Here is a 21563-nt window from a genome sequence, read left to right as displayed (position 1 = left end):
AGTGCTATTATCAATATCCAGAAAAGAATTCCGATTATTCTTATTTGTTTGTCTTTACTTTTGAATAAAAGACATTCGTTTATAAATTCTTTGATTGCTTTCATGATTTAAAATTAAAATTTTGATTATTGATTTGTTTACGGGATTCCATAAATTCAGCCTAATTTTTCATTTCCTTGATTGACTTTTTTTATGGGATTGATTGATAATTCTTTACGCTCAAAGTATCGGTGTTCTATCTGTTGCCATCCAAGACGTTTGAAGTACGGATAATGTTTGCCACAGAACCAAACAATGTGATTTAAGTTATTCCAATATCGCTCCGGATGCTTCTCGGCCGCTTTACTATTCCGATTCAGGAAGTAAAAAGGACCGATTCCATAATCCCTGATAGTTGTTCCACGATTACAATTTTTGAAACAACATTCCCATTTCAGAACATCGTAGGGCAAATTATCAAGTTCCATCTTGTCCAGTTTCATAAACTCTTCAGGCGTGAAGTTTTCGGGTAAATCTTCTATTCTCATTTTCTTAGACTGTCTCCTTTGAGTTCTATGATGTTGTACATTTCAAAACTTCTGTCAAATACCCTGTCACCGTATCTATTGCCGAAAGCTGTCAATGTTTTTTCAAGGTTCTTTTGTTTGCCTTCCTGTTCATCATGGTAGTTTATGCTCACCATAGTTTTAGCGTGGTTGGAATATCTCTTTTCAAAAATAGTTCTGAAAATATCTCTTTTGCCGTATCTACTTGCCACTTCTTCGGTCATAATATCATCAAAGTACCTAAAACCTTGGCTGTACTTTATGTTGAAGTTTTCTTGCTCTTTCGAATCTTCTATAGCTTCATAAGCATCGACAACCTCATTTGCGGTATGGAAACCAAATGACATTTTATCACGCTGGATATATCGGTTTAAAATCTGATGGGTACCTTCGATATCCTGGACCGTCAACGGTTTGTAATTCGGATTAGAAGCATACAAAAACATCTCTTTGAAGGTTTTCATGATAGTGGTTTTTCCAATTCCCTTTCCTCCGATCATTAAAATTCCTTTGTTCAAACTAGGTTCTGAAACGTCACGATTGAGAAGTGGTGATCTTAAAAAATCTTTTTTACCGATGAGGTATGCGCAAAGTGTTCTTGCTAATTTTCTACATTCCCCATCATTCACATTTTCATCAAACTTTTTTCCGTTGAAAAATTCGAAAGCTTCCAGGAAACGACTGTAAAAACTTTCAACATCGATCGGTTTCAATTCCGGCAAAATAATTTTTTCGCTATTTTTTTTCTCAAGTGCAGAAATCTGATTGTTTAGGTTTTTGAGATATTCATCATTTTGCTCGTTGTATTTTTTCACTAACGGATGATCTTTATCGACCTTCAAAAGCATTTCGAGAATTGCCGTTTTTCGGGGCGGTGTATTATTTTCGATTTCTGAATATTTCTTTTGGCTCATTGGAGAATGTTTTTGATGTGAAATTTTCCGGTTTTTTTTCTTTTGCATTTGAGTTTAACCAGAATTCAAAATTTTTGATCAGGTCGGCCTCATTTTGCCATTTTTGATTTTCACCCGTCCGTTCTTTGAACTCTGAAAATTCGATGATGCATTCTTTGATCCGATTTTCATCGACCTTGTTTTTCATCGACCATTGATTTATCGAAATTGGTTTTGAAAAAAGAATATTTCTAGTTGTTTCTGGTGGAAATTTTTTTCCACTTTCAACTTCTATTTCTTTTCTATTTAATTTCTCTTTCTTTTCTCTTTCTATTTCTATTTCTAAAGGTGGGTTTTTTAGGTTATTTGCTTGGGTTTTTTCGCTGGGTTTTTGGGTTTTTTTTTCTTCAATTTTTTGACTGTTTTTTACTCCTTTTGGACGGCCTCCATTTTTACCATTTTCGCGAGATGATTCTGCTTTTGTCAATCTCTTTCGGATAGAGTCAATCCACCAAAGACCATCTTCAGTAATTGTAATAAATTCCAAAAGCTTTTCGTAATCCTGATCTGTAAGTATGATATTGAAATCATCTTCGAGGTATTCACGATTCATTTTCACGGGCGCACCTTCTTTGTACATGAGGTCGAAAAGTTCACGGATAGTATAACGAACCATCGGGAATCTTTTAAGCCTTTTAAACGTTTCTGAGGTCCACCAATCCTGAGGGTACCAGGTATATCCTAACTGTGCCATAACTAAAATATTTTTCTTTGCTTAACTTGAGAAAAAGGTAATTTTACCTTTGTTTTTATCATTTCATCCCAATGGTTTGTATAAACTGAAAATGTATCGAACATTGTGAGATCATAAATTATGGACCATCTGAACCAAAGCCATTTGAAATAAAGGGTACATCTATTGTAATATTCTCCATTTTTATACGGGCGGACATCTGTTTTGTATTTTATCAATTGTGGCATCTTAACTAGCTTTAATTTCTTTATTATTGAAGTTATTTCTTACAAAAGATTCGTAAGCGTAATATGTTTTCTTGAATAATTTTTTAACATCCAGAATATCTTTGTGAATGAATTTCCCATCTTTTACTTTGGTAACTTTTAGATTTTCATCGATGTAAAGTAGTCCTGCATAATCCGGAACCTCATCTTTGCTGATCATACCTTCAGGAACTGCATAAAAGAACTTATTTGGTAGCTTTTCGTTAGCGAATGTCCTGAAATCTATCATTGATGAATGCTCCATTCTCAGAGTTACTCTTGATTCAAATTCTCTTTTTTTAGTACTCCAATGATTGAAATGTTCTTGAGCTATGATCAATTCAGGAAAAGCCTTACATAGTTCCCAATTAGGCTCATGAAGTAATTTTGTACCCTGTCTGACCAAATATGTTTTTCTTCCAACTGTATTGCTATTATGAAGTCTGTGTTTTTCCTTCTTGAAGTCGGCTTTGAAATCTGAACGGCTTATCTTGATTTCAACTTCGTAGCAATATCCGGATGGGAGAAAGCTCAACCAATCACTTTCATTGTTGAAGTAATACACATTTATGAATTTATAATCATGTGAAAAGAAATTCATAAAAAGAGCTTTTTGGATAGATTTTTCAGTAAGACCCATATCAATTATTCTTCAATTTCACCTTTACGTACCATTTCATCGTATTCTGCTTTCATAAGTGGAAACATTTCTTTTGCGCAATCAGAACAATAGTTTTCACCTGCAGAATCTTGCTGCATAGTTTCATAATCAAAATTTCCTGAACATCCGATGCATTCTTCAATTATGATATCCGGTTCCCAGAAAGAAAGCTTTCCTTTTACGTTTAGGATAGGTTTTTCGTAGATTACGGGATTAGCAAGAACCCAATTGTATATTGGTTTTCTATCTTTTGGGATTCCTGTTTTCTTAGAAATCATTTCATCACCTCGCCATTCTCCACGGTCATGACAGTATCTTGTTCTTGTGAATTCTTTTGGATCATCTGGATCTTGAATGGGTATTGTGTAGCTATCAAAAGGACCTCCATAAGTTTCTACAAATACACTATCTTCATTAGTGATACTGGCAAAATGTTTTAACCCAGTAACCGGACAAAAAGGTGATATTTCAGCCCAAATACTCTGATGATTGATAACACAATCAACGATGTCAACTTCTCCTATTATTGCGGAAACAGGTGTTTCATCATCTTTTACTAATACTCCATAATCAAGAAATTTACTTCCTACTTTATCTGGAATAGCTTTTCGTTGTGTCCATGTAAAAATATCATCAGGATTGTTACTATTGGACCTTTCATCCCATTTAGCAGAAGCGTGAATAAAAACACGCCCTCTAAAATTAGTTTTCCAAGTTCTGTTTTCGATGTCTTTGATACCGTGAGCAATTAACGATGCCCAAGGTTGTTTGATGGATAGTGCTTTCATACTAATTGTTTGATTGCTGATTCTGTTAATTCGATATTATCAAAATCCAGTAGAGTCTCAACTCTTTCAAATCCTGGACTTGTTTCCCAGTTGTAGCCTTGAATCTTATTCAAAATCGACATTCCTGAAAGAATCAAATAGTAATTAGTTTCGTTTCCATCTTTTTCTTCCAAGATTTCGGCACCTTTAAACAATACCCTTTTTTTAGCCTCGATATATTCGTAAAGTTCCTGAACATCATAATCCATATCTTCCTCATCAAAAGAATTTTTTTCTGGTCTCATTTGCGGTTCCGGCAAAGCATTTCCGTTTTCATCACATGGAACAAACATTCCAAGTGTTAGTGGCTGTTTTAGGAATTGAGCATAATTCATTACTTTTCCCATATAATCTACTTGACAATGCAGGAAATCAGATTCATTTTCAAAATATCCAACTGGTTTGTCAAATTGTAAGACATAATCTGTCATTGATATTAGTTTCATAATTATTGGTTTTGAATTTCTTTTAGTTGTTTTTGTCTGAATAGAAGTTCATCATGGATCTTAATCCATTCTTCCTGATAGGCATCATCTTCAAGTCTGGCTTTCAATACTGCGATGATATCATTCAACTCTTGCTCTGTTGGTGGGAACATTTCCATAGTTTAAATAGTTTTAAGTTTTACCCAGCCGAATTTGATTTGCTCTTCAACTGTCAGTCCCATCCATTCCGCAGCAAAACCATTATTTCTCAAATAATCCAAACAATAACCTGAATTTAATTCAATGGCAGCACTATGTGTTTCATCTCCGTGGTAATAATCAAAAGTCAATTGTTCATTATCTATGTAAACATTAGTTGCTGTTCGGTTGTAAAATCTGGCAATAGCTCCCAATTCGTCATTCGTAATTAATGAAAGAGGTTTGAGTTCTAAATATGCATTTATAGCATCACTATTATGATTTCCATTGGATTTAAATGATAAAATATCTCCAACACAACCTTTCTTTTTTCTTTTATAAATTGTCTCAACTTCTGAGAATGTAACCCCATGTAATTTGCATGTAATTAATTTATCATCAGTATCAGGGTAGGTGATTTGTGTACCTAAATATTGAGCGAAAAACTTCGCTTTGTTTTCTCGTGTATTTTCCATATTTAATTATTTTTTAAAAGCGTTCATAATTGAATCGAGCATACTCACAGGAACTATATCATCAGCCCCCGTAACAGCATCCGCGATCTGTTTTTTTGTCATTATCACATCATTATAAAGCCAGTTATCCAAAGTACCTTCAGCAATCAATGATGTACATCTTACCGAGTTCGCTTGACCCATCCTGTGACATCTGTCCTCACATTGTTCGAGGTCTGCGAATGTCCAGGGCAATTCAAGGAAAAGAACCTCCGAACTCGCTGTCAATGTCAAACCTACACCAGCGGCCTTGTGCGAACCGATGATGATATTGGTTTTTGGATTCTTCTGGAACATATCGACAGAATTCTGTTTTTGTTCTACATTTTCAGATCCGGTCACTTTTACGGCCTGAGGATATATCTTACACAGCTCGTCAACAATTGCCTTATGCTTGCAGAAAACAACGATCTTCTGATCAGAGTCCAAAACCTCATCAATGTACTCTTGAGCTGCTTCAAGCTTTCCTTTTGCAGCGATCTGTAAAAGCATTGTTATCTTCACGATAACCTCGGATTGTAGTTTCTTCCTGATCTCAGCATCTGAGATATCCGATTCCTGAAGATATTTCTTGAAATCCCTTTCAACCTTCTTGTATTCATCGATGTTGGTTATCTCGCAATTGATGGTCTGTCTCATCTTTGCCGGAAGGTCCTTCAATACCTCGTGCTTTTCACGTCTGAAGAAACAATTACTATTAAGTAGATAATTCAATTCCTTCAGGTTGGAAGCTCCGGAACCACCTTCACAATACCTGGTCTTGAATCCATCGAGACCGCCAAATCTTTTCAGTTTTGATATTATCGCCAATTGTGCGATGAGGTCGAAAGGTTTGTTCACAACAGGTGTTCCGGTAAGGCCGATGATGAAATTCTTTCCTCGTGTAATTCTCAGAGATATCTTTGTCCTTTGTGAAGCCGTATTTTTCAGCTTGTGGATCTCATCGATGATAACGGAATTGAACATTTCGATCCTGGAATCCATTTCGATATCTGCAGCTGATTTAAGTTCATCTTTAGTTGGATATTTTCGAACAAAGAATTTTCTCAAGCTCTCATAGTTGACAATGAAAACATCAGCTACCTGCATTTCCCAGAAACGGTGCCATGTACCTTTTACCTTATCATCAAGGACCATTGCCTTCTTATCCGTCCACATCTCAAATTCCCTTTGCCAGTTTATCTTCAAAGCAGATGGACAGATCACAAGACATGGAAATGATAGTTCTCCTTTCAATTCGGCGGCGTAAACCGTGGCAATAGACTGCAAAGTTTTTCCCAGGCCCGGCATGTCCCCATTGATATATTTCTTCAGTTGAAGGCCTCTAGCAACACCTTGTTTCTGATATGGTCTCATTTCTCCTTTCTTCAAAGGAACATCGAAATCAAGGTCTGGCAGTACAGGTATCTTATCGACCTCTTCCGGCAATTGTTCACCTATCTTGATGTGCGAGGCCTTACAGTGTTTACCTATATTGTAAACCTCAACCATGTAATCAATCGGGATTATCCAACATTTGTTCTTGAAGTTCCAGGTTGCCACCGATTCGAATTTTCTGAATACGATCGATTTATTGTCTTTGGAGAATTGGAAGGGAATCCCGATTTCTTCCATCTGGGTTTTATTCAGTACGATGTTACCGATCTTTGCAGGTTTGCTGATATAGGAACCATCGAATATACTCACAGACCATTCTATGACCTTGCAGACAGCTTTCACCCTTTGTGTCTGGAAATCTTTCCAACGTCCGAAATCTGTCTTTATATGAAATTCGTTTATAAATTCTACTACTTGCATTTTACCAGTGTGTATTTAAGATCTTCATGTTCTCCGGAAATAATTTCGTTTCGGTTGCAGATTTCCTTTTTTTGGAGAAAAATGATCTGATTTTAGTTATTAGGTTTTTCATTTTAATGGATAAAAAAATGTTCAACATCTTCGTAGGTCATTGGGTCCAGATAGATATCTTTCTGCTTGTAGTTCTTTACAAAATCTTCCAATTTGAAATTATCTACTTTAGCTTTGAAATCCTTACTTGACGGCCATTGTTTGAACTTTTCACAAAGCGAGATAGCATCATCATACCTTTGCAAATGGAATATTACGGTTGCGTGGTGCTTACCCAGCAATTCGGCAACTTCTATTACTTTTTTTTTCTCCCTTCTAACCAGAATGTGACAGAATATCGAAAGATCGTCCAATTGGGATGTAGGTGTCCTTTGCATAACATCAAGCTTGAGTTTGTTCCAGAATGTCGAATAACGTTGGCATATTGACTTTGTGATTAATAGCATTCACATAGCTTACTCCATCATTGAAATATTCAGGATTCAACTCACAAGAAATAGCCAATCTTTTTAACATCAATGCCATGTAAGCAGTTGAGAAAAGACCTCCGAAACAATCATCCACAAGATCACCTTCATTTGTGAACCGGTAGATCAATCTTCTGATAATGTCAAGTTGTAAAGGACAAATGTGTTTTTCCTTTTTATAAGAAACTTGTTTGGCGTTCAATGTTTCCATCCTATTGACATCGGACCAAACACATTCTTGATTTGAATGAGGTGGTAATGTCATGAATAGCTTTGATAGCTTATCTTCTCCCTCCAACATCTCACATGCTTCCAGATGTTTTTCATAATCATAGATCTCAGAAGTGTTATATTTCGTCCAAGCCCGATATATTTTGTCCATGTCAAAACGCTTCACTTCCTCAGAAGTTAAAAACCTGTTTCCTGAAGATCTCCAGTAAGAATGTGCATCCAACTGCCACATAGACAAAAGATATTCATCTATCTTCTTGATCACCGGATCATCTGCATAAGCATTTTTATTATGGCTAGGTGGTTTTCTGAATAGTAGAATGTATTCAGGAATTCCAACACCCATTTTAGAAGCATCTTTACGTTGTTCGCCCCAACCTAATCTATAGGTCTGGTTATTTTCCCTAACAACATCTGTTGTTACCGTGATTCTTCCTACATATCCGAATCCATGTTTTCTACAATGGTCTACCACATGATCGGAAAACGGTTCGATAGTGAAGAATGAGAAATCCGTTTGATGGGAATATCTAGGTCGGTCCTTTACGTGAACGGCCATTATTCTACCTGGCTTCAAAGTCCTATATAGATTCGGCGTAAGGAAATCAGCCTGTTCAAAGAATTTAGCATTTCCGTCATTGTGTCCAAAATCATTATAGTTGTCCGAGTATTCGTAATGGTCACCAAAAGGCCATGAACTTAGATGCATGCCAACGGAATCATCCGGAATCTCATTTCTATCTGCGTGGATTATTGTTGTGTCGTTATTGTATAGTGTAGCATTACCTATTATAAGTTTTCTACCATTTTTAAATATTTGTCTTTCCATTTGAGATTTGATTAATTCTGAATTAAGTCCGTATTCTCTAACTAATGCGATCATTTCTGATTGCAGCTCTTTATGTTTGCTCCATTTGTCAAAAAGTGTTTTCAAAACCTCTCTTTCGTTCTGGGTATAGATAATGTAGATGTGTACCTCCTTATCCTGCATGAATCTGTACACTCTGTGAACAGCCTGTATGAAATCATTGAATTTGAAGTCTATACCAACGAAGATCATTTTATGACAGGCATGTTGAAAGTTGCATCCTGAACCTGCAATCTTTGGTTTTGTAGAAAGTATCTGATATTTACCTTCTGAAAAGTCTATCAAAAGATTTTCTTTTATGTCATTTGGTTGTGAACCAAAAACAGAATTGATCACTATATTTTCACTTTTGAATTTCTTTTCAATCGCTATCCTTTCAGCCTCCAGGTGATGCCAAAGGATCCATTTGTCATTTTCGGTACCTTTATCCCAAACAATTTCAAATGCTTTATTGACTCTGATATCAACCGTTTGTGATTTTTCCCGTGAAGTATCGATCAGAGATTTAGTATTGTCCTTGAAAAGAATGGGTTTTCCGTATTTGTCAGTGATAAGCTCATCTGTAAGATTTTCGACCTCAATTTCATGGATATGAAGATTTGGCAGATCATATTTGGAATCATCATAACCAAGGTCGGAAGGTTTGTTTATGAATACAGCCCATGTTGCAACCCATTTCCAGAACTCATCTTTCTTGCTTTCTAGCAAAGTGAGATTTCCGGCCTTTGTAGAATCTCTTTTGAAGAATCTTGTCAACAGATGTCCGCGATCGGCAACACCTAAATATTCAGCATAGTTCAATATCTCTATGAAATCATTTGGAGTAGGTGTTGCAGTTGCAACGAATCTGTAAGGCACCTTTTTGAAGTGGTTCAAAACATAGTTTGTAGTTTCTGTTTTGAGATTTCTCAATATTGATGCTTCATCGAAAGAAACCCCGGAAAACTTGGAAGGGTCGATATCACCTTTTCTTACACGTTCGTAGTTGGTAATGAAAATAACATTGTTCAAATCTTGAATTGAATCAGTATCAGTGATGTAAACTATATCGAATCCGGTTTGTAGCTTTTCATTATCTCTTTTAAATTCTCCGACAACACCCAAAGGACAAACAATGAGGAAAGGTTTGTTTTCCTTCAAAATACATTGCTTCGCTATCTCAAGCTGCATCATTGATTTACCAAGGCCGAAAGAAGCGAAAATAGCACGTCTCCCACCTTTAAGGCACCATCTTACAATATCTGGTTGATGAAGGTGTAATCTACTTGAAAGTTCTCCAGGTTCGAAACCGAAATCTTCCGAAATAATTACTTTGCCTTTTAAAAATTCTTGATAGTTCATAATAATTCAATTCTTTTTGCTATGGTCTCTACCATTTTGGTCGTTACTGCATTTCCACATTGCTTATATCTCGCAGTTGCCGGAATCTCTTTCTTTACAAGTTTTGTGTTATTGATAGCATGGACAAATAGTCTGTGTGTAGCTTTTTCGGTTCTCCATTTCTTCTTTTTCCCGAAGATGTAATTGTTTACTTTTTTTGATAGATACATTCCGTATTTCGTCCAATCATCCGGAAAGCCTTGAAGGCGTTCACATTCTATCTCGGTTAGCCTTCTGATATTTTCTTCAACCTCAACAGCATTTGTATTACCTGTGTCCAGACAAAAGGTTTCATTTTCCTTAGTCAATAATCCGGTTCCTCCTTTTTTCGGGTCACCGCTTCGAGGCATCATATTGAAAACCTTTACTACGGGTTGGCCGCTTCCATCAGTTCTCGATCTTGCAGGTATGGTAGGAATGTTTTCTCCTATGTTTTCTCGAAAGCCTTTTCCATCATTATGTGTTCTCAGAGTTCCTGATTTTATCAAAGTCATATCTGAATGAAGTCCGCCCGAATTTCCGCCAGCTGTTAATGTCCCAGCTATTTTAGGTACTGAAATAAAAGTATCAGTTGCCTTCATATTTCCAGATCTTAATGTTGTGCTACGATGTTTGGCTTGTGATTGTCCTTTCTCTGATTCTGTCTCTGATTTAGATATGATTTCATTTTCTCCGATAGGAAATACTCCGTACCTACTTCGTCCTGCAAGATGTCCGACAAGGTATATCCGCTCTCTATTTTGGGGTAATAGCCATGCTGTATTAACAAGTTGTTTTTCGAATCTGTAATTATCAAGGTCGGCAAAGGCTTTGATAATTGCCCAAAAGTCTGCGCGATCGTTTGAGCTGTATGCTCCTTTAACATTTTCCCAGATAAAAAAGTCTGGTTGGACCCTAATAATTGTGGACAATGCGAGCTGGATAAGACTACTTCGTTCACCGCCCAAACCCCTTCGTTTTCCAGCCAATGAGAAATCCTGGCAAGGCGATCCAAAGCAGACAGCGACATTTCTTCCAAAGTCTCTTGACTGAACAAACTTGATATTACCGATGTATTCTGCATCTGGGAAATTGTATTTATAATTTGCAATTGAATGGATATCTATCTCTGAGAAATAATGTTTCCCGATCTTGAACCCGGCATTTTTGAGTCCTAATGAGAACCCTCCAACGCCGGAAAACAGATCAATCAGGTTAATTTCATTCCTCATCATTTATTACATCTGATAGATCTTCGAAATCAGGGTCCATAATATCATCATCAGTTTCTGTCTTAGACATTGAAACCTCAACCGTTACACCGCTAGGTAATTGGAATGCTCCATCTTCATTATCGTTGAAATCAAGCGTACCAACTACCATTCTGGTCCCATGTTTACCGTCCATATATTCAAGAACCTCACTTTTCAGATGTTCAACAGCATCATATAATTCTTGTGAGAATTCGTAATCCTCATCATCGAACTTTTGATTTGGAGTATCAAAACTTACTGACTTTCCGGTGTTAAGGTTTTTGTAACCTGAAATAGTTACACCTTGATTGTCCTCAGAACCTGAAATCGAAATTCCTGTCACTTTATACTTTTTCTCTATATCTTCAGGAAGAATGAAATCTTCGTTGTCAGGCCTTGTGATCAATCTTTTCAGTTTTTCAGTAACCTCTGATTCTTCTGTGATGATTATGAAATGTGGGATAAGGTTGTCGAAAGCTCTTTCAAGGTCCTCGTGAATTGGAGCGTCAGAATCTTGTTTGATTTTGTTCTCAACCTCATTTTCTTTGGCTGTATAACCGTATGAAAGGAAAAGGCGACTTCTGATTTTTGCGTTTTGGATTTTGATTGTCATTGTAATTATTTTTGAGTTTTTTCTAATTGTTTTAATAGTTCATCTGCAAATACAATTGCTTCTGAAAAAATATTTTCAACTTGACCACTGAAATGATCATTCTGAATACCATTTGCTCTCATTTGTGTTTGAGAGGAAAGAATTCCTTGGATGAAAAGACTTGAGAAATATTCTTTTTTAGTAAGTCCGGGATTCACTTCATCAGTGAATACTTCCATTAGCTGATCATCTCTATTTGAAACAGATAATAATTGAGGATTGATTGTTTTTAGTCCGTTATCCATATTAAAAAGGTGTTTTGTTAAAATTGATTGTCATTCCATTATCTGCCACGGAAACTGTTTTTCCGGTGATTGCAGATACTTTTTTAGCGAAATTTAATTCGTGGCTATTGCTGTCAGATAAGTGAATCAAAACAATATTGTTTACCTGACTTAGATCATTGGCTTCCAGAAACTCCATACAAGTATCAAGACTCATGTGAGAATTATAAATCCTATCTCTAAGGAATTTCTTATCTCCCAATTTCTCATTGATGATTTCTTCATCATAATTGGCCTCGATAATAATATTGTTCAGTCCGGAGAAAGTGAAGTTTGAATAAACAGTATCGGTCAAGAATAATGTCACTCCACAATCTTTATGATAAATCAGGAATCCGCAAGGTTCTGCAACATCATGTATCGTTGGAAAACTCATCACTTTGAAATTTCCAACCTGAAATTCTCCTTTCTGTGGAATTACCTTTTGTCGTGAACTATTCAATGATAATCCGGCCTTAGAATTTGTGAATGTTCCAAACGTTGCATAGGTATTGATTCCAGATCCTAGAACTTCACAAATACTCTTTGCGTGGTCTCCATGTTCGTGAGTTATTAAACATCCGGAAATCTTTGAAATATTGAAATTCACAGCTTTCTTGATGTCCATAATATTTACACCACATTCGATTAGAAGAGCTTCCTGCTCATTTTCGAGCAGGTAAGCATTTCCTTTTGAGCCTGAGCCAATTACTTTCAGAATCATAATTTATCATCTTCAGGAAATTCATTGAATCTTCTCGCAATCTCATTGGCCAGATCATAAGCACTATCAATCACAGCATCTGCATCGACAGCTAAATCCCTTGAGTAAAGCTTTACTTCAGCGATTGGAATGTTCATATTTGCTTTTACACATAAGTGAACATCTCCATACTTCCGATTCATAACAGCTACAAGTTGCCCTGTTTTCGTTTCGAAGTTTCCTTCAACGAATTCTATTTTGTGAGTGATTTCCATTAGAATCCAGGTCCTTCATTTGTGGTTGTAGTTTCTTCGAATAAAGTTTCCTTTGGAGATTCCTGTGCAGGTTCTTCTTTCACCTCTTCAACAACAACAGCATCAGAGATATCTTTGAAACCAATCTCTTCTTTGTTGGCGTTGGCATCAATTTCTTGTTTTACTTCTTGTGGAACTTTGTCGTTTTCATTAGTGATAATTCTAAGTAGATGTTCATCTATTTTTTCAGAATCAATATTGATAGAGTTCCAACAATGTCTTTTTAATGTTTTCATAAACATTTCCTCTTCCCATCCTTCTATTTCAATCTTGTTTCCGGTTTTCTGACCGTTTTTATATTCATCCTTTTCACCTCCCCAAAATTCAGCAGATGCATATTCTGGTTTTCTTTTTTCAATTTGTTCTCTACTAAGGACTACCAGTCTATTTTTTTCCTTATTCTCATACATCATATAATAGAAACCTCCTTGCAATTCACCACGATTAAAATCATCCAAAATTTCAAATTCGTAGCTTTCGATTTTATTATTGATGTTTCTTTTAATAGACTTGAATTTGTCTGTTGAATACTTTAATTCGAAAATCACATTTTCAGGAACATCATAACCGTATTTTCTTGCTTTCAATTCCAATCCGTTGAATCCCTCAATAAATTGGATGTCAAATTTTTGGGTCTTATTGTTTTTGTAAGGGATAGGGTTGATGTGATTTTTTTGAAGTGGGTCAAGGCCTATCATTGAGTATGCAACAACATCTTGAGCCAACTTGTTGATGTTTACATTATTCCAACTATAAGCTAAACTATCTCTATATTGTTCAGATTTAGACAGTCTTTTGGTTTCATTTTCCTTTAATACACCATCTAATTTTATAAAGTAGTTCTGAATAAGCTTCCTTTGGAAATTTGTTAGTTCCAAAGTTTCGTTTCCTGGATTAGGAAATTCTTTCAATACAGCTTGAGTGAATCTTTCGGATGGCGAAACTTCTACTTTTTGTTGTGTTAAGTCTGTATTTTTTTGACTTTTGTCAAGTTGAGTGTTTTGATTTTCGGTACTCATTTTTATTAATTTTAATTGTTATTTAATGTGAAAACTCCTCTTTTGTATAGTTCATAGACTATATCGGCTTCATGGAAAGCATCATCAGCCCCTCGGTGAGCCTCTATATATCCAACATCACCGAAAAAGAATTTGTGAGCCTCTTCTACCTTTGGCCATTTGAATCCACGGTGTGAAGGAATTTGACAAATATTTGTTGAAAGTTTCATTGGACAGGCTAGTTTGTTCGGAAAAACAAAGCCTCTATGCTCTAAAAATCCAAAGTCGAATGCATTATTAAAAGCAGTTGCACCATGCTTATAATCATTAAGGATATTTTGAATTGTAGGTTTTAGTTCTTGTAATTGTTTAGAATTTAGAACTTCATCAACTGTAAGATTAGAGTTTCCAAAAATCCAAGCTTTCTCAATCGATATTCTTGTCATATCTGGTTCTTGACATACTTCATCGAATATGATTTTTTTACTACCATTTGAAAGGTCAAGTTCTACAATTCCGACTTCTACTATTTTACCGCCGTATTGCAAGAAGTCTGTAGTTTCGATATCTATTATTAAAATTTTTTCCATTATGATACTCTTAGTTTTTTATCTTCTGGAGATACGATGAGGTTGATTATTTGAGAATTACTATCAATTAGCTTAACAACACTTTCACGGTTATCGATGAAAATCGGAGCCGAAACCTGGTAGAACTCACAAAGCGTATTAATAATGTCTATACCTGCATTGATTTTACTTGCTGTATTGGCATCGGAGAACGGCACTCCATTGATCAAAGCTTCACAACATTCAACCTGACCACCATTTATTTGAGTTTCGAAAAGCTTGAATTTCACAAAAGAAAATTTCTTGTTGATCATAGATTCGATAGTATCTACTTTCAACTTGATGAAGCTTTCAATAGTGAATTGTGTTTTCTCAATATCAGCGATCTGTTGAGCCAACTTGGATTCTTCGTCTTGAAGTTCTGCAATCCTTTTATCAGCGTTGGCGATTTGAACGTTTGCCTGAAGGGATGATTTTAAATCAGTGATATGATTTTGTAATGTTCCTTTGGCGATTTTCAATTGTGAGGTATTATCATCACTATCATTGATTTCGAATTTCAAAGATTCAAGATTCGCAATCTCTTTAGATAACTGCTGATATTCCTCATTAGCTTCGATTCTTTGGGAAATGATAACATCATTTGATACGGCAGGTTTATTACTGTCATTCTCTAGTAATAGATCAGATCTGAGTTTTGTAATTTCAGCCGTGATACCTTTTATATATTGTTCACCAGTATCAATTCTTGAATCTAAATCAGATAATTGAGATCTGTAAGAAGAAACCTTTTCTGCATAGCCTTTCCCTTCAGCCGATATTTCGGAAAGTCTGTTCGCTTTATTTGTATTGAAGTTTTCCTGAAGTGAATTTCTCTTTTCTTCAATTTCGGATGCATCCATAGCATGACCACAAGTAGGACAAACTGCGTTTTCTTCTGAAAAAGTGAAGGTTTTGGAGTTTTCAGTATTCCATTCTTCACGCTTTGAAGTAACTATCTTTTCAAATCTTTCGATCATCGATACAACTTCATTTCTTTCAGATTTCAGTCTATCAACTTTTTGTTGAGCCGGGACCAATTCTTCTGAGTCTTTTTTGTGTATTTCTGATCTGATAGAATCAGCCTTGGAGGTTTCGGATTTTGATTCGGATTTTACTTGCTCAGAAATCGTGAATCTGATACCGTTCTGCTTTGATTTCAGGTCATAGATCTTATCCTGGTTCTCATTTCTTTTTTTGATAACCTCATCATAAGCCGCAGCTTTATCTTGAAGTTGGTTATCGATGCTTGCAATCTCTTTTTCCTTTGCATAAATCACTGAGTTTACCATTTCTTCATCCACAGCTTCAGGTTTGCTTCTTTCAACCTCATCGATACGGGTAGGGATCATTTTAATATCATCCTTTGCCTTTTTGATCGTTGCTGCGATCTGCTTCTTATATTCGTCAAGAGATTTATTTGTCAATTGGGAAAGCAAGGCCAAATAGTCGGAGTTTCCAGCTGCCAGATCCGCATCAGAAACGTCACCTGCAATCTTTACTAGAACATCTCTACGTTCCTGCCATTTAAGCATATTGAATGCAGAAGGTGAAGTAATAAGCTTGAATACTTTTTCATCAAGAATCTCGCTCACTTTGTTTCCAAATTCCTTCATTGATAAAGGAACGTCATTCCAATAATAAAGTGTTTCATTTCCGGAAAATTCAGCTTCCAAAGCACCTTTGGTCTTTACCCACTTTTCTTTGAAAACTCTTTTGAGAATTACTAATTCCCCATTTACTTCAAGTTCTGCAGATACTTCATGTTCAATCTTTGGAATTGCCATGTTGTTTGAATCAAGCGTTTTGATCTCAAAGTCTTTTCTATCGGTTGAGTCCTTTCCGAAAAGAAGCCAAACGAAAGAGTCGAAAACCGTTGTTTTTCCGGTTCCGTTATCACCATAGATGTTAGTGTTCGAATCGAAATCAATTGTCAGATTTCTGATACCCTTGAAGTTAATAAGGGAAAGTTTTTTTAATGTTACAATACTCATTGCTGTAGGTTTTATAAATATGTTTCTTTAGTTTTTGTCACTATCGATTTTTCAGTTGTAATGATCACCGATATGTTATCTTCATCTTTGGGATATTTCCGTTTGATGTAATCTGAGATACGAGCTGATAAATAGCCGAAATCCTTTTCCAATTCTTCTTGCTCCAAAACTTCATTTGCATATTGTTCTCTCAACTCGTCCGGTGTCATTGTGCTGATCTCTTCAAACAATTCCGGTTTCTTGATCTTCAATCTTTCAAGTTCTGTCATGAAAATAGATTTTAGAGATCGTTGGAATGCACAATATGAAAAGAGTGCAGAATTCTACTTTTCTTCCATTTTCGTTGAAAGGGATAACGTCAACTCTCAAGAAAGGCCACATGATTACCCAAAGGATTTTTTTTGCGATTTTGATAGTTTTTCTCATTGCTTTACGATTAAATTTTTATGAAATTTTTGAATTAAATTTTGTTTTCTGATAGCTGCTTCCTGATCATCTTGAGCGGCTCCAACACCGCCCAGATAATCACCTATTTGCGCCTCAAGACTGGCAGCATAATGTTCTAGATTGATAGCATATGACTTCATGTTCTTTGCATAGGCCTTCATAGTTTGTACTTTTGAAAGAATGGCCTTTGCCTTTTGTTCCGGAAGTAGATTTCTTTTTGCCATGGCTATATTGTGTCTAATAGTTCAAGAAGGTCCTTTTTGCAAGCTGTAGCCGATACTATTTCCTTATCAGCATTTTCCTTGGCTCTCACTACTAGCAGAAGAAATACAGGTTTATTTTCTTCTGTCACTTTTCTATTTCTCATCATTACTTCTCTAAGCGTGTAAACACTTACATTGTCCGTGCAGATATCAAGCATATCATTTTTGGAAGTATATTTTCTTAGATATTCTGATAGATTTTGATCGATGAATTTTCCTGTCTGTATTTCCATAATCATTTTCAGTTTTATGTTTTTACGGATTTCCGTAATTCCTAATTCCTTTTTTATTTACCTTTGTATTACTTAGTAGTACAAATATATAACTATTTTAGATATATAACTCAAATAAATAACTAAAATAGTTATATTAAAGGTAATTGATTGATTTTCAATAAGAAAATTTTAAATTATATCGATTTAAAATTAATAATTGAGCTAATTAATTGGATAGATATAAAAATTAAACAATGGGGAACGGTGATATAAATTACCAAAACGGTGATATAAATGAATATTTATTTATTGAGTTTAAAAAACTCAATAAAAAACAAGCTGAAATAGTTAAAGATTTGAATAAACCTCAATCCTATGTTTCTGCGTTAATGAATGGCAAAAAAAAAGTTGGGAAAGAAGTAGCAAAACAATTATCGGAACTGTATGGTTTTGATATTGGAAAAATATTAACGGGAAGTCCTGGTGAAACCAAAGGACTTCTGGAATTAAACCTTCCAAAAAAAGATTTTTCTAAACTATCTATAGAAGATAAGTTGACATATTTAATAAATCAAAATATTGATTTAAAATCGGAAGTTGAAATCCTTAAGAATGAAAACAGTGAAATTATCGAGCAGAATGATAAAATTATTGAGACCCAACATGCTATGATGCTATATATGGATATATACATGAAAAATATATCTGCTAAATTGAACATAGCCCTTTCAAAAGATGATAAAAAGGAAATAACTGGAATACAAAAATCATTTGTCAATTCAAATTAACAAAAATCATTGTTATGCATAATCTGAATTTTGTGATGCATATCCTATCGTTTCCAGCTATTGATATAAGTTTCTTCTGATTGTCAGTGAATTGGATATACTTTATAATAAGCATCATGAATGCCTTACAATTACTATCATATTCATGGTAATCAATCAAATTGGAAGTAAAAAGCACATCATTGATTGATGATAATTTTTCGATTGACTCAATATATTCGGATTTTTTTTTCATCGCTAAAATTTTTAAGGGTGTCAAATTTAATAATAATTCAACATTAATCATATATGAACATAAAATAAATAAAAATTTAACACTTTATCAAATAATTGTTTAAATATAAGTTAACATATGTAAACATTCTTCATTTATAACTCTGTAAAGATTGTTAATCATAACGACAAAACTTGTCGCATAATAAATGAATGTTAAAAAAAATTAAACCAACAATCAATATAGTACAATGTACTATTAAATAATGCAATATGGATGATTATAAATCAAAAATTGATAGATTTTTAGAGTCAGCTCAAAATCAATTTCTAAAAAACTCATATGGTAGTGATCTGAGTGAACTCAGTAGAAAATTAACTGACTACAAAAATTTTGTAGTCTATTTAGAGGATTTTAAAGTGGAAACAGATGAAAAACCTGAAGTTGTCAAAGCATATTTTTATGAGAAATTAGATGAAATTCACAATGAGTTTTTCGGATAAGAGTTCATTATCGATCTATCGATCATCTTTAATTTTTTTCCGGATAATGATTTTCCTGAATCTTTAATCTTTCGAATCTGTTTTAATTTTTTGTCAATAATACTTTTAGTCTTTGACAAATCAAATTTTACAATCATAATTTAATATTTTATTACAAATATAGATATAAATAGTACAATGTACGATTATGGATAGTCCTGATAAAAACATATTGAAATTGGCCGAACATCTCAAGCAAATTCACAAGATACCAAACAAACAGTTTGCGGTTTCTATCGGTTTGAACCCTACAAACATCAATAAGATAAAAAATTCTGAAAAGAATCCGGATAGGAATTATCATTTTACCTTGGAACAGATCAGAAAGGTAGGTGAAGTTTATAAGGTAGACATGAACTATATCTTCGGATTCACCGATAAGATGTACCGGGAATAATTAGTAACGTTACGTGTAACATTAATAAGGAAATCTTAAAAATAACATCATAAAAACGTCTGAAAAAGCGCATAAACAGGCAGATTCTTGAATAAACAATTCACTCATAATCAGGTGGTCCCTGGTTCGAGCCCAGGTGGGACCACAAGAAACGCCCTATTAAGGGCGTTTTTTTATTTATTTCACTTAAATACAGCTATTTGAATTTTTTTGAAAAAATAATTTATCAATTTTTATCATTTCGGTAACAATTCGTAACACTTTTGTAAGTCTCCCCGAATGTTGGACAGAATTACACCCTCATTTTGTTTTGTAAAACTATAAAATATTTCATTCTCCCTACTTAAATATGTAACATAATCTGCTTCAGGCAACTTGTTACTTCCTTTCAATTTTTTGAATGTATCTAAACTCATATCTCTATAAACAAATGTTTTGTACATCACCCATTGCAAACCCGCTTTTGCAGGGTCATTTTTCAAAACTTTATCTGCACCAGATACCAAAACAACAGTTCCTTTTTCATTAGATACTCTTACTTCTCCTTTGGGTTTACATTCTTTTACCTTTAAAATTTCTACAGCTTTCTTAAAAAATCGTTCTCTTTCAGAAAGACCATCTAAAGCAGGATTAATCAATATGGTCACATTTTTAACAGCTGCGTTACTGATTTCTATGGCTACGCTATTAATATTATGTTTGCCCCAAAAACCAAGAGCTGAAGTGATTGCATCTTCAGGGGCATTCTTTAATTTGTAAGGGTTATCTCCACCAATCCATTTATAATTTTTACCAAAAAGCGTATTTGTATATGACTGTAAATTTACATAATTATCCTTCCATGTTATCTGCTTAAAACCTTTTCCACTATACCTCCAACCATCATCTGGATTTGTATGCTTTTTTCCCAGAGGGTGAGTTTTGCCGTAAATTGCATTAGCAACTTCTGGCCAATTTTCTTTTTTCAACGATAGTTCAGACAAACGTTCTGCTTCCTGCATCCTATTTTTTCCAAATTGTTTAAAATAAGAATCAAATATTCCATTCATTCGAGTAGCACTAGTATATTTAAACCGTTCTTGTAACTCAAAAAATTTACTCTCGTGTGATATTTGAGCTAAAAAATGAGCTTTAGTAATGCATGTGTTTATTCCTACTTTTTTTCTAAACTGATTCAAAAAAGGAAGTGCTTTTTTTATCATAGTATCATCTTCAACCAAACATTTTTCTTTTCCCTTATTATCTTTCTTACTTACACATATTGCTTTAATTTGTTCCAAAGTTATATCTTTCTCACAATTCGGGCATTTATTTTCAGTATTAGATTGTGCAGGTTGTCTTTGCCCTACACTCGTTGCAGTCCTCGTGTTTTCTTGATTGGTGCTTGTAATACTTTCAATTCCTTCAGCAACTATTTCAGCTAATCTGCCTATTATGTTAGAACCACCACTATTACTATTACTATTACTATTACTATTACTATTACTATTACTATTACTATTACTATTACTATTACTATTACTATTACTATTACTATTACTATTACTATTACTATTACTATTACTATTACTATTACTATTACTATTACTATTACTATTACTATTACTATTACTATTACTATTACTATTACTATTACTATTTGCGGGAGGACTTGCAGGTTGTGTTGTTCCGTCACTTGCTACTACAGGTGTTTTGTTGGTAGCCATTTTATTCTCATAAACTGCTGATACAAAAAACTTCTTTGTGGAGTTTGAATTTCCTGTAAAAAAGCTCATAAGGGTTTTTGGTGTAGCATATTCAGACAAACTAAATGTTACTTTGGCTATTCCGTTTTTATCAACAAAGGCTCTCTTAGGCTTTTTGTATTTGTCAGATTCTGAAGCCCCTTCTTCCCAAAGATAAAAGGTTATCTCTTTTCCAAATAGATTAGACGTTCTTGCTTCTGCTGATAACGATTCGTTGAACTTTGCCTTATTGACATCGGAATTTCCTCTGTTCAGTAATATAACCCTTCCGATAACGGGTTCTTTTGCTGTTCTTGGGGTTACAACCAAGTTAGCCACAAATTTCTTTTCC

The 21563-nt window shown here is 34.6% G+C and carries 27 protein-coding genes; 3 read left to right on the top strand and 24 right to left on the bottom strand.

From position 1 onward, the window contains the following. Nucleotides 1-155: 155 nt before the first annotated feature. From K319_RS0100590 to K319_RS0100470, 23 genes are all read right to left on the bottom strand, one after another. Nucleotides 156-527 (bottom strand): hypothetical protein, encoded by a 372-nt coding sequence (locus K319_RS0100590; protein ID WP_027381859.1) that lies wholly within the window; start codon nt 525-527, stop codon nt 156-158. Then, nucleotides 524-1459, bottom strand: coding sequence for a hypothetical protein (locus K319_RS0100585; RefSeq protein ID WP_027381858.1), 936 nt, complete (start codon nt 1457-1459; stop codon nt 524-526). The genes K319_RS0100590 and K319_RS0100585 overlap by 4 nt, the downstream gene beginning before the upstream one ends. Beyond that, nucleotides 1425-2192: a hypothetical protein gene (locus K319_RS0100580; protein WP_027381857.1), complete on the bottom strand. Its 768-nt coding sequence runs from the start codon at nt 2190-2192 to the stop codon at nt 1425-1427. Before K319_RS0100580 ends, K319_RS0100585 begins: the two co-directional genes overlap by 35 nt. A 228-nt stretch (nt 2193-2420) precedes the next feature. Next, the gene (locus K319_RS0100570) at nt 2421-3038 is read right to left on the bottom strand and encodes a hypothetical protein (RefSeq protein WP_156907018.1); all 618 of its coding nucleotides are present in this window, start codon (nt 3036-3038) and stop codon (nt 2421-2423) included. Between the two features lie 44 nt (nt 3039-3082). Further along, the gene (locus K319_RS20830; RefSeq protein ID WP_051230322.1) at nt 3083-3886 is read right to left on the bottom strand and encodes an ASCH domain-containing protein; all 804 of its coding nucleotides are present in this window, start codon (nt 3884-3886) and stop codon (nt 3083-3085) included. Beyond that, the gene (locus K319_RS0100560) at nt 3883-4371 is read right to left on the bottom strand and encodes a hypothetical protein (protein WP_156907017.1); all 489 of its coding nucleotides are present in this window, start codon (nt 4369-4371) and stop codon (nt 3883-3885) included. The genes K319_RS20830 and K319_RS0100560 overlap by 4 nt, the downstream gene beginning before the upstream one ends. Nucleotides 4372-4373: 2 nt before the next feature. Further along, nucleotides 4374-4523: a hypothetical protein gene (locus tag K319_RS21625; protein WP_169712638.1), complete on the bottom strand. Its 150-nt coding sequence runs from the start codon at nt 4521-4523 to the stop codon at nt 4374-4376. A gap of 9 nt (nt 4524-4532) precedes the next feature. Further along, nucleotides 4533-5024, bottom strand: a complete 492-nt coding sequence (locus K319_RS0100550; protein ID WP_027381853.1) for a hypothetical protein — start codon at nt 5022-5024, stop codon at nt 4533-4535. Nucleotides 5025-5030: 6 nt separating this feature from the next. Then, complete coding sequence (locus K319_RS19510) at nt 5031-6860, bottom strand: DEAD/DEAH box helicase (protein ID WP_051230320.1); 1830 nt, start codon at nt 6858-6860, stop codon at nt 5031-5033. 113 nt (nt 6861-6973) lie between these two features. Further along, the gene (locus K319_RS0100535; protein WP_027381852.1) at nt 6974-7288 is read right to left on the bottom strand and encodes a hypothetical protein; all 315 of its coding nucleotides are present in this window, start codon (nt 7286-7288) and stop codon (nt 6974-6976) included. A gap of 4 nt (nt 7289-7292) precedes the next feature. Continuing rightward, a complete protein-coding gene (locus tag K319_RS0100530) occupies nt 7293-9818 on the bottom strand; it encodes a DNA methyltransferase (protein ID WP_027381851.1) in 2526 nt (841 codons plus the stop codon). Continuing rightward, complete coding sequence (locus K319_RS0100525) at nt 9815-11071, bottom strand: DNA cytosine methyltransferase (protein ID WP_235696065.1); 1257 nt, start codon at nt 11069-11071, stop codon at nt 9815-9817. The genes K319_RS0100530 and K319_RS0100525 overlap by 4 nt, the downstream gene beginning before the upstream one ends. Further along, nucleotides 11058-11702, bottom strand: coding sequence for a hypothetical protein (locus tag K319_RS0100520; protein WP_027381849.1), 645 nt, complete (start codon nt 11700-11702; stop codon nt 11058-11060). Before K319_RS0100520 ends, K319_RS0100525 begins: the two co-directional genes overlap by 14 nt. Nucleotides 11703-11707: 5 nt before the next feature. Then, a complete protein-coding gene (locus K319_RS0100515; protein WP_027381848.1) occupies nt 11708-11986 on the bottom strand; it encodes a hypothetical protein in 279 nt (92 codons plus the stop codon). A 1-nt stretch (nt 11987) separates the two neighbouring features. Continuing rightward, nucleotides 11988-12728: an MBL fold metallo-hydrolase gene (locus K319_RS0100510; protein WP_027381847.1), complete on the bottom strand. Its 741-nt coding sequence runs from the start codon at nt 12726-12728 to the stop codon at nt 11988-11990. After that, entirely contained in the window at nt 12725-12982 is a 258-nt protein-coding gene (locus K319_RS0100505; protein WP_027381846.1) for a hypothetical protein, read from the bottom strand. Before K319_RS0100505 ends, K319_RS0100510 begins: the two co-directional genes overlap by 4 nt. Continuing rightward, complete coding sequence (locus tag K319_RS19505) at nt 12982-14040, bottom strand: recombinase RecT (RefSeq protein WP_051230318.1); 1059 nt, start codon at nt 14038-14040, stop codon at nt 12982-12984. The genes K319_RS0100505 and K319_RS19505 overlap by 1 nt, the downstream gene beginning before the upstream one ends. Before the next feature lie 11 nt (nt 14041-14051). Beyond that, nucleotides 14052-14609: an exonuclease domain-containing protein gene (locus K319_RS0100495; protein WP_027381845.1), complete on the bottom strand. Its 558-nt coding sequence runs from the start codon at nt 14607-14609 to the stop codon at nt 14052-14054. Further along, nucleotides 14609-16621, bottom strand: coding sequence for an AAA family ATPase (locus K319_RS0100490; RefSeq protein WP_034671141.1), 2013 nt, complete (start codon nt 16619-16621; stop codon nt 14609-14611). The genes K319_RS0100495 and K319_RS0100490 overlap by 1 nt, the downstream gene beginning before the upstream one ends. Before the next feature lie 11 nt (nt 16622-16632). Continuing rightward, complete coding sequence (locus K319_RS0100485) at nt 16633-16890, bottom strand: hypothetical protein (protein ID WP_027381843.1); 258 nt, start codon at nt 16888-16890, stop codon at nt 16633-16635. Further along, the gene (locus K319_RS21415; RefSeq protein WP_156907016.1) at nt 16877-17047 is read right to left on the bottom strand and encodes a hypothetical protein; all 171 of its coding nucleotides are present in this window, start codon (nt 17045-17047) and stop codon (nt 16877-16879) included. Before K319_RS21415 ends, K319_RS0100485 begins: the two co-directional genes overlap by 14 nt. Then, the gene (locus K319_RS0100475) at nt 17044-17292 is read right to left on the bottom strand and encodes a hypothetical protein (RefSeq protein ID WP_027381842.1); all 249 of its coding nucleotides are present in this window, start codon (nt 17290-17292) and stop codon (nt 17044-17046) included. Before K319_RS0100475 ends, K319_RS21415 begins: the two co-directional genes overlap by 4 nt. A gap of 2 nt (nt 17293-17294) precedes the next feature. Beyond that, complete coding sequence (locus K319_RS0100470; protein ID WP_156907015.1) at nt 17295-17564, bottom strand: hypothetical protein; 270 nt, start codon at nt 17562-17564, stop codon at nt 17295-17297. Nucleotides 17565-17800: 236 nt separating this feature from the next. Here K319_RS0100470 and K319_RS0100465 point away from each other — a divergent pair, with 236 nt between their 5' ends. From K319_RS0100465 to K319_RS0100445, 3 genes are all read left to right on the top strand, one after another. Beyond that, nucleotides 17801-18334: a helix-turn-helix domain-containing protein gene (locus K319_RS0100465; RefSeq protein WP_027381840.1), complete on the top strand. Its 534-nt coding sequence runs from the start codon at nt 17801-17803 to the stop codon at nt 18332-18334. Between the two features lie 486 nt (nt 18335-18820). After that, nucleotides 18821-19051: a hypothetical protein gene (locus K319_RS0100455; protein ID WP_027381838.1), complete on the top strand. Its 231-nt coding sequence runs from the start codon at nt 18821-18823 to the stop codon at nt 19049-19051. Between the two features lie 187 nt (nt 19052-19238). Next, nucleotides 19239-19487 carry a hypothetical protein gene (locus K319_RS0100445; protein ID WP_027381837.1) on the top strand — a complete coding sequence of 83 codons (249 nt, stop codon included), beginning with the start codon at nt 19239-19241 and terminating at the stop codon, nt 19485-19487. A 236-nt stretch (nt 19488-19723) separates the two neighbouring features. On the opposite strand, the gene K319_RS21700 is transcribed toward K319_RS0100445, so the two are convergent. After that, nucleotides 19724-21563 (bottom strand): glycoside hydrolase family 19 protein (locus K319_RS21700; RefSeq protein ID WP_213083425.1); only part of this gene is annotated, 1840 nt, incomplete at its 5' end.

Source organism: Epilithonimonas caeni DSM 17710 (assembly GCF_000426465.1).
GTDB lineage: Bacteria > Bacteroidota > Bacteroidia > Flavobacteriales > Weeksellaceae > Epilithonimonas > Epilithonimonas caeni.
This window is presented reverse-complemented; position numbering and strand designations above follow the sequence as displayed.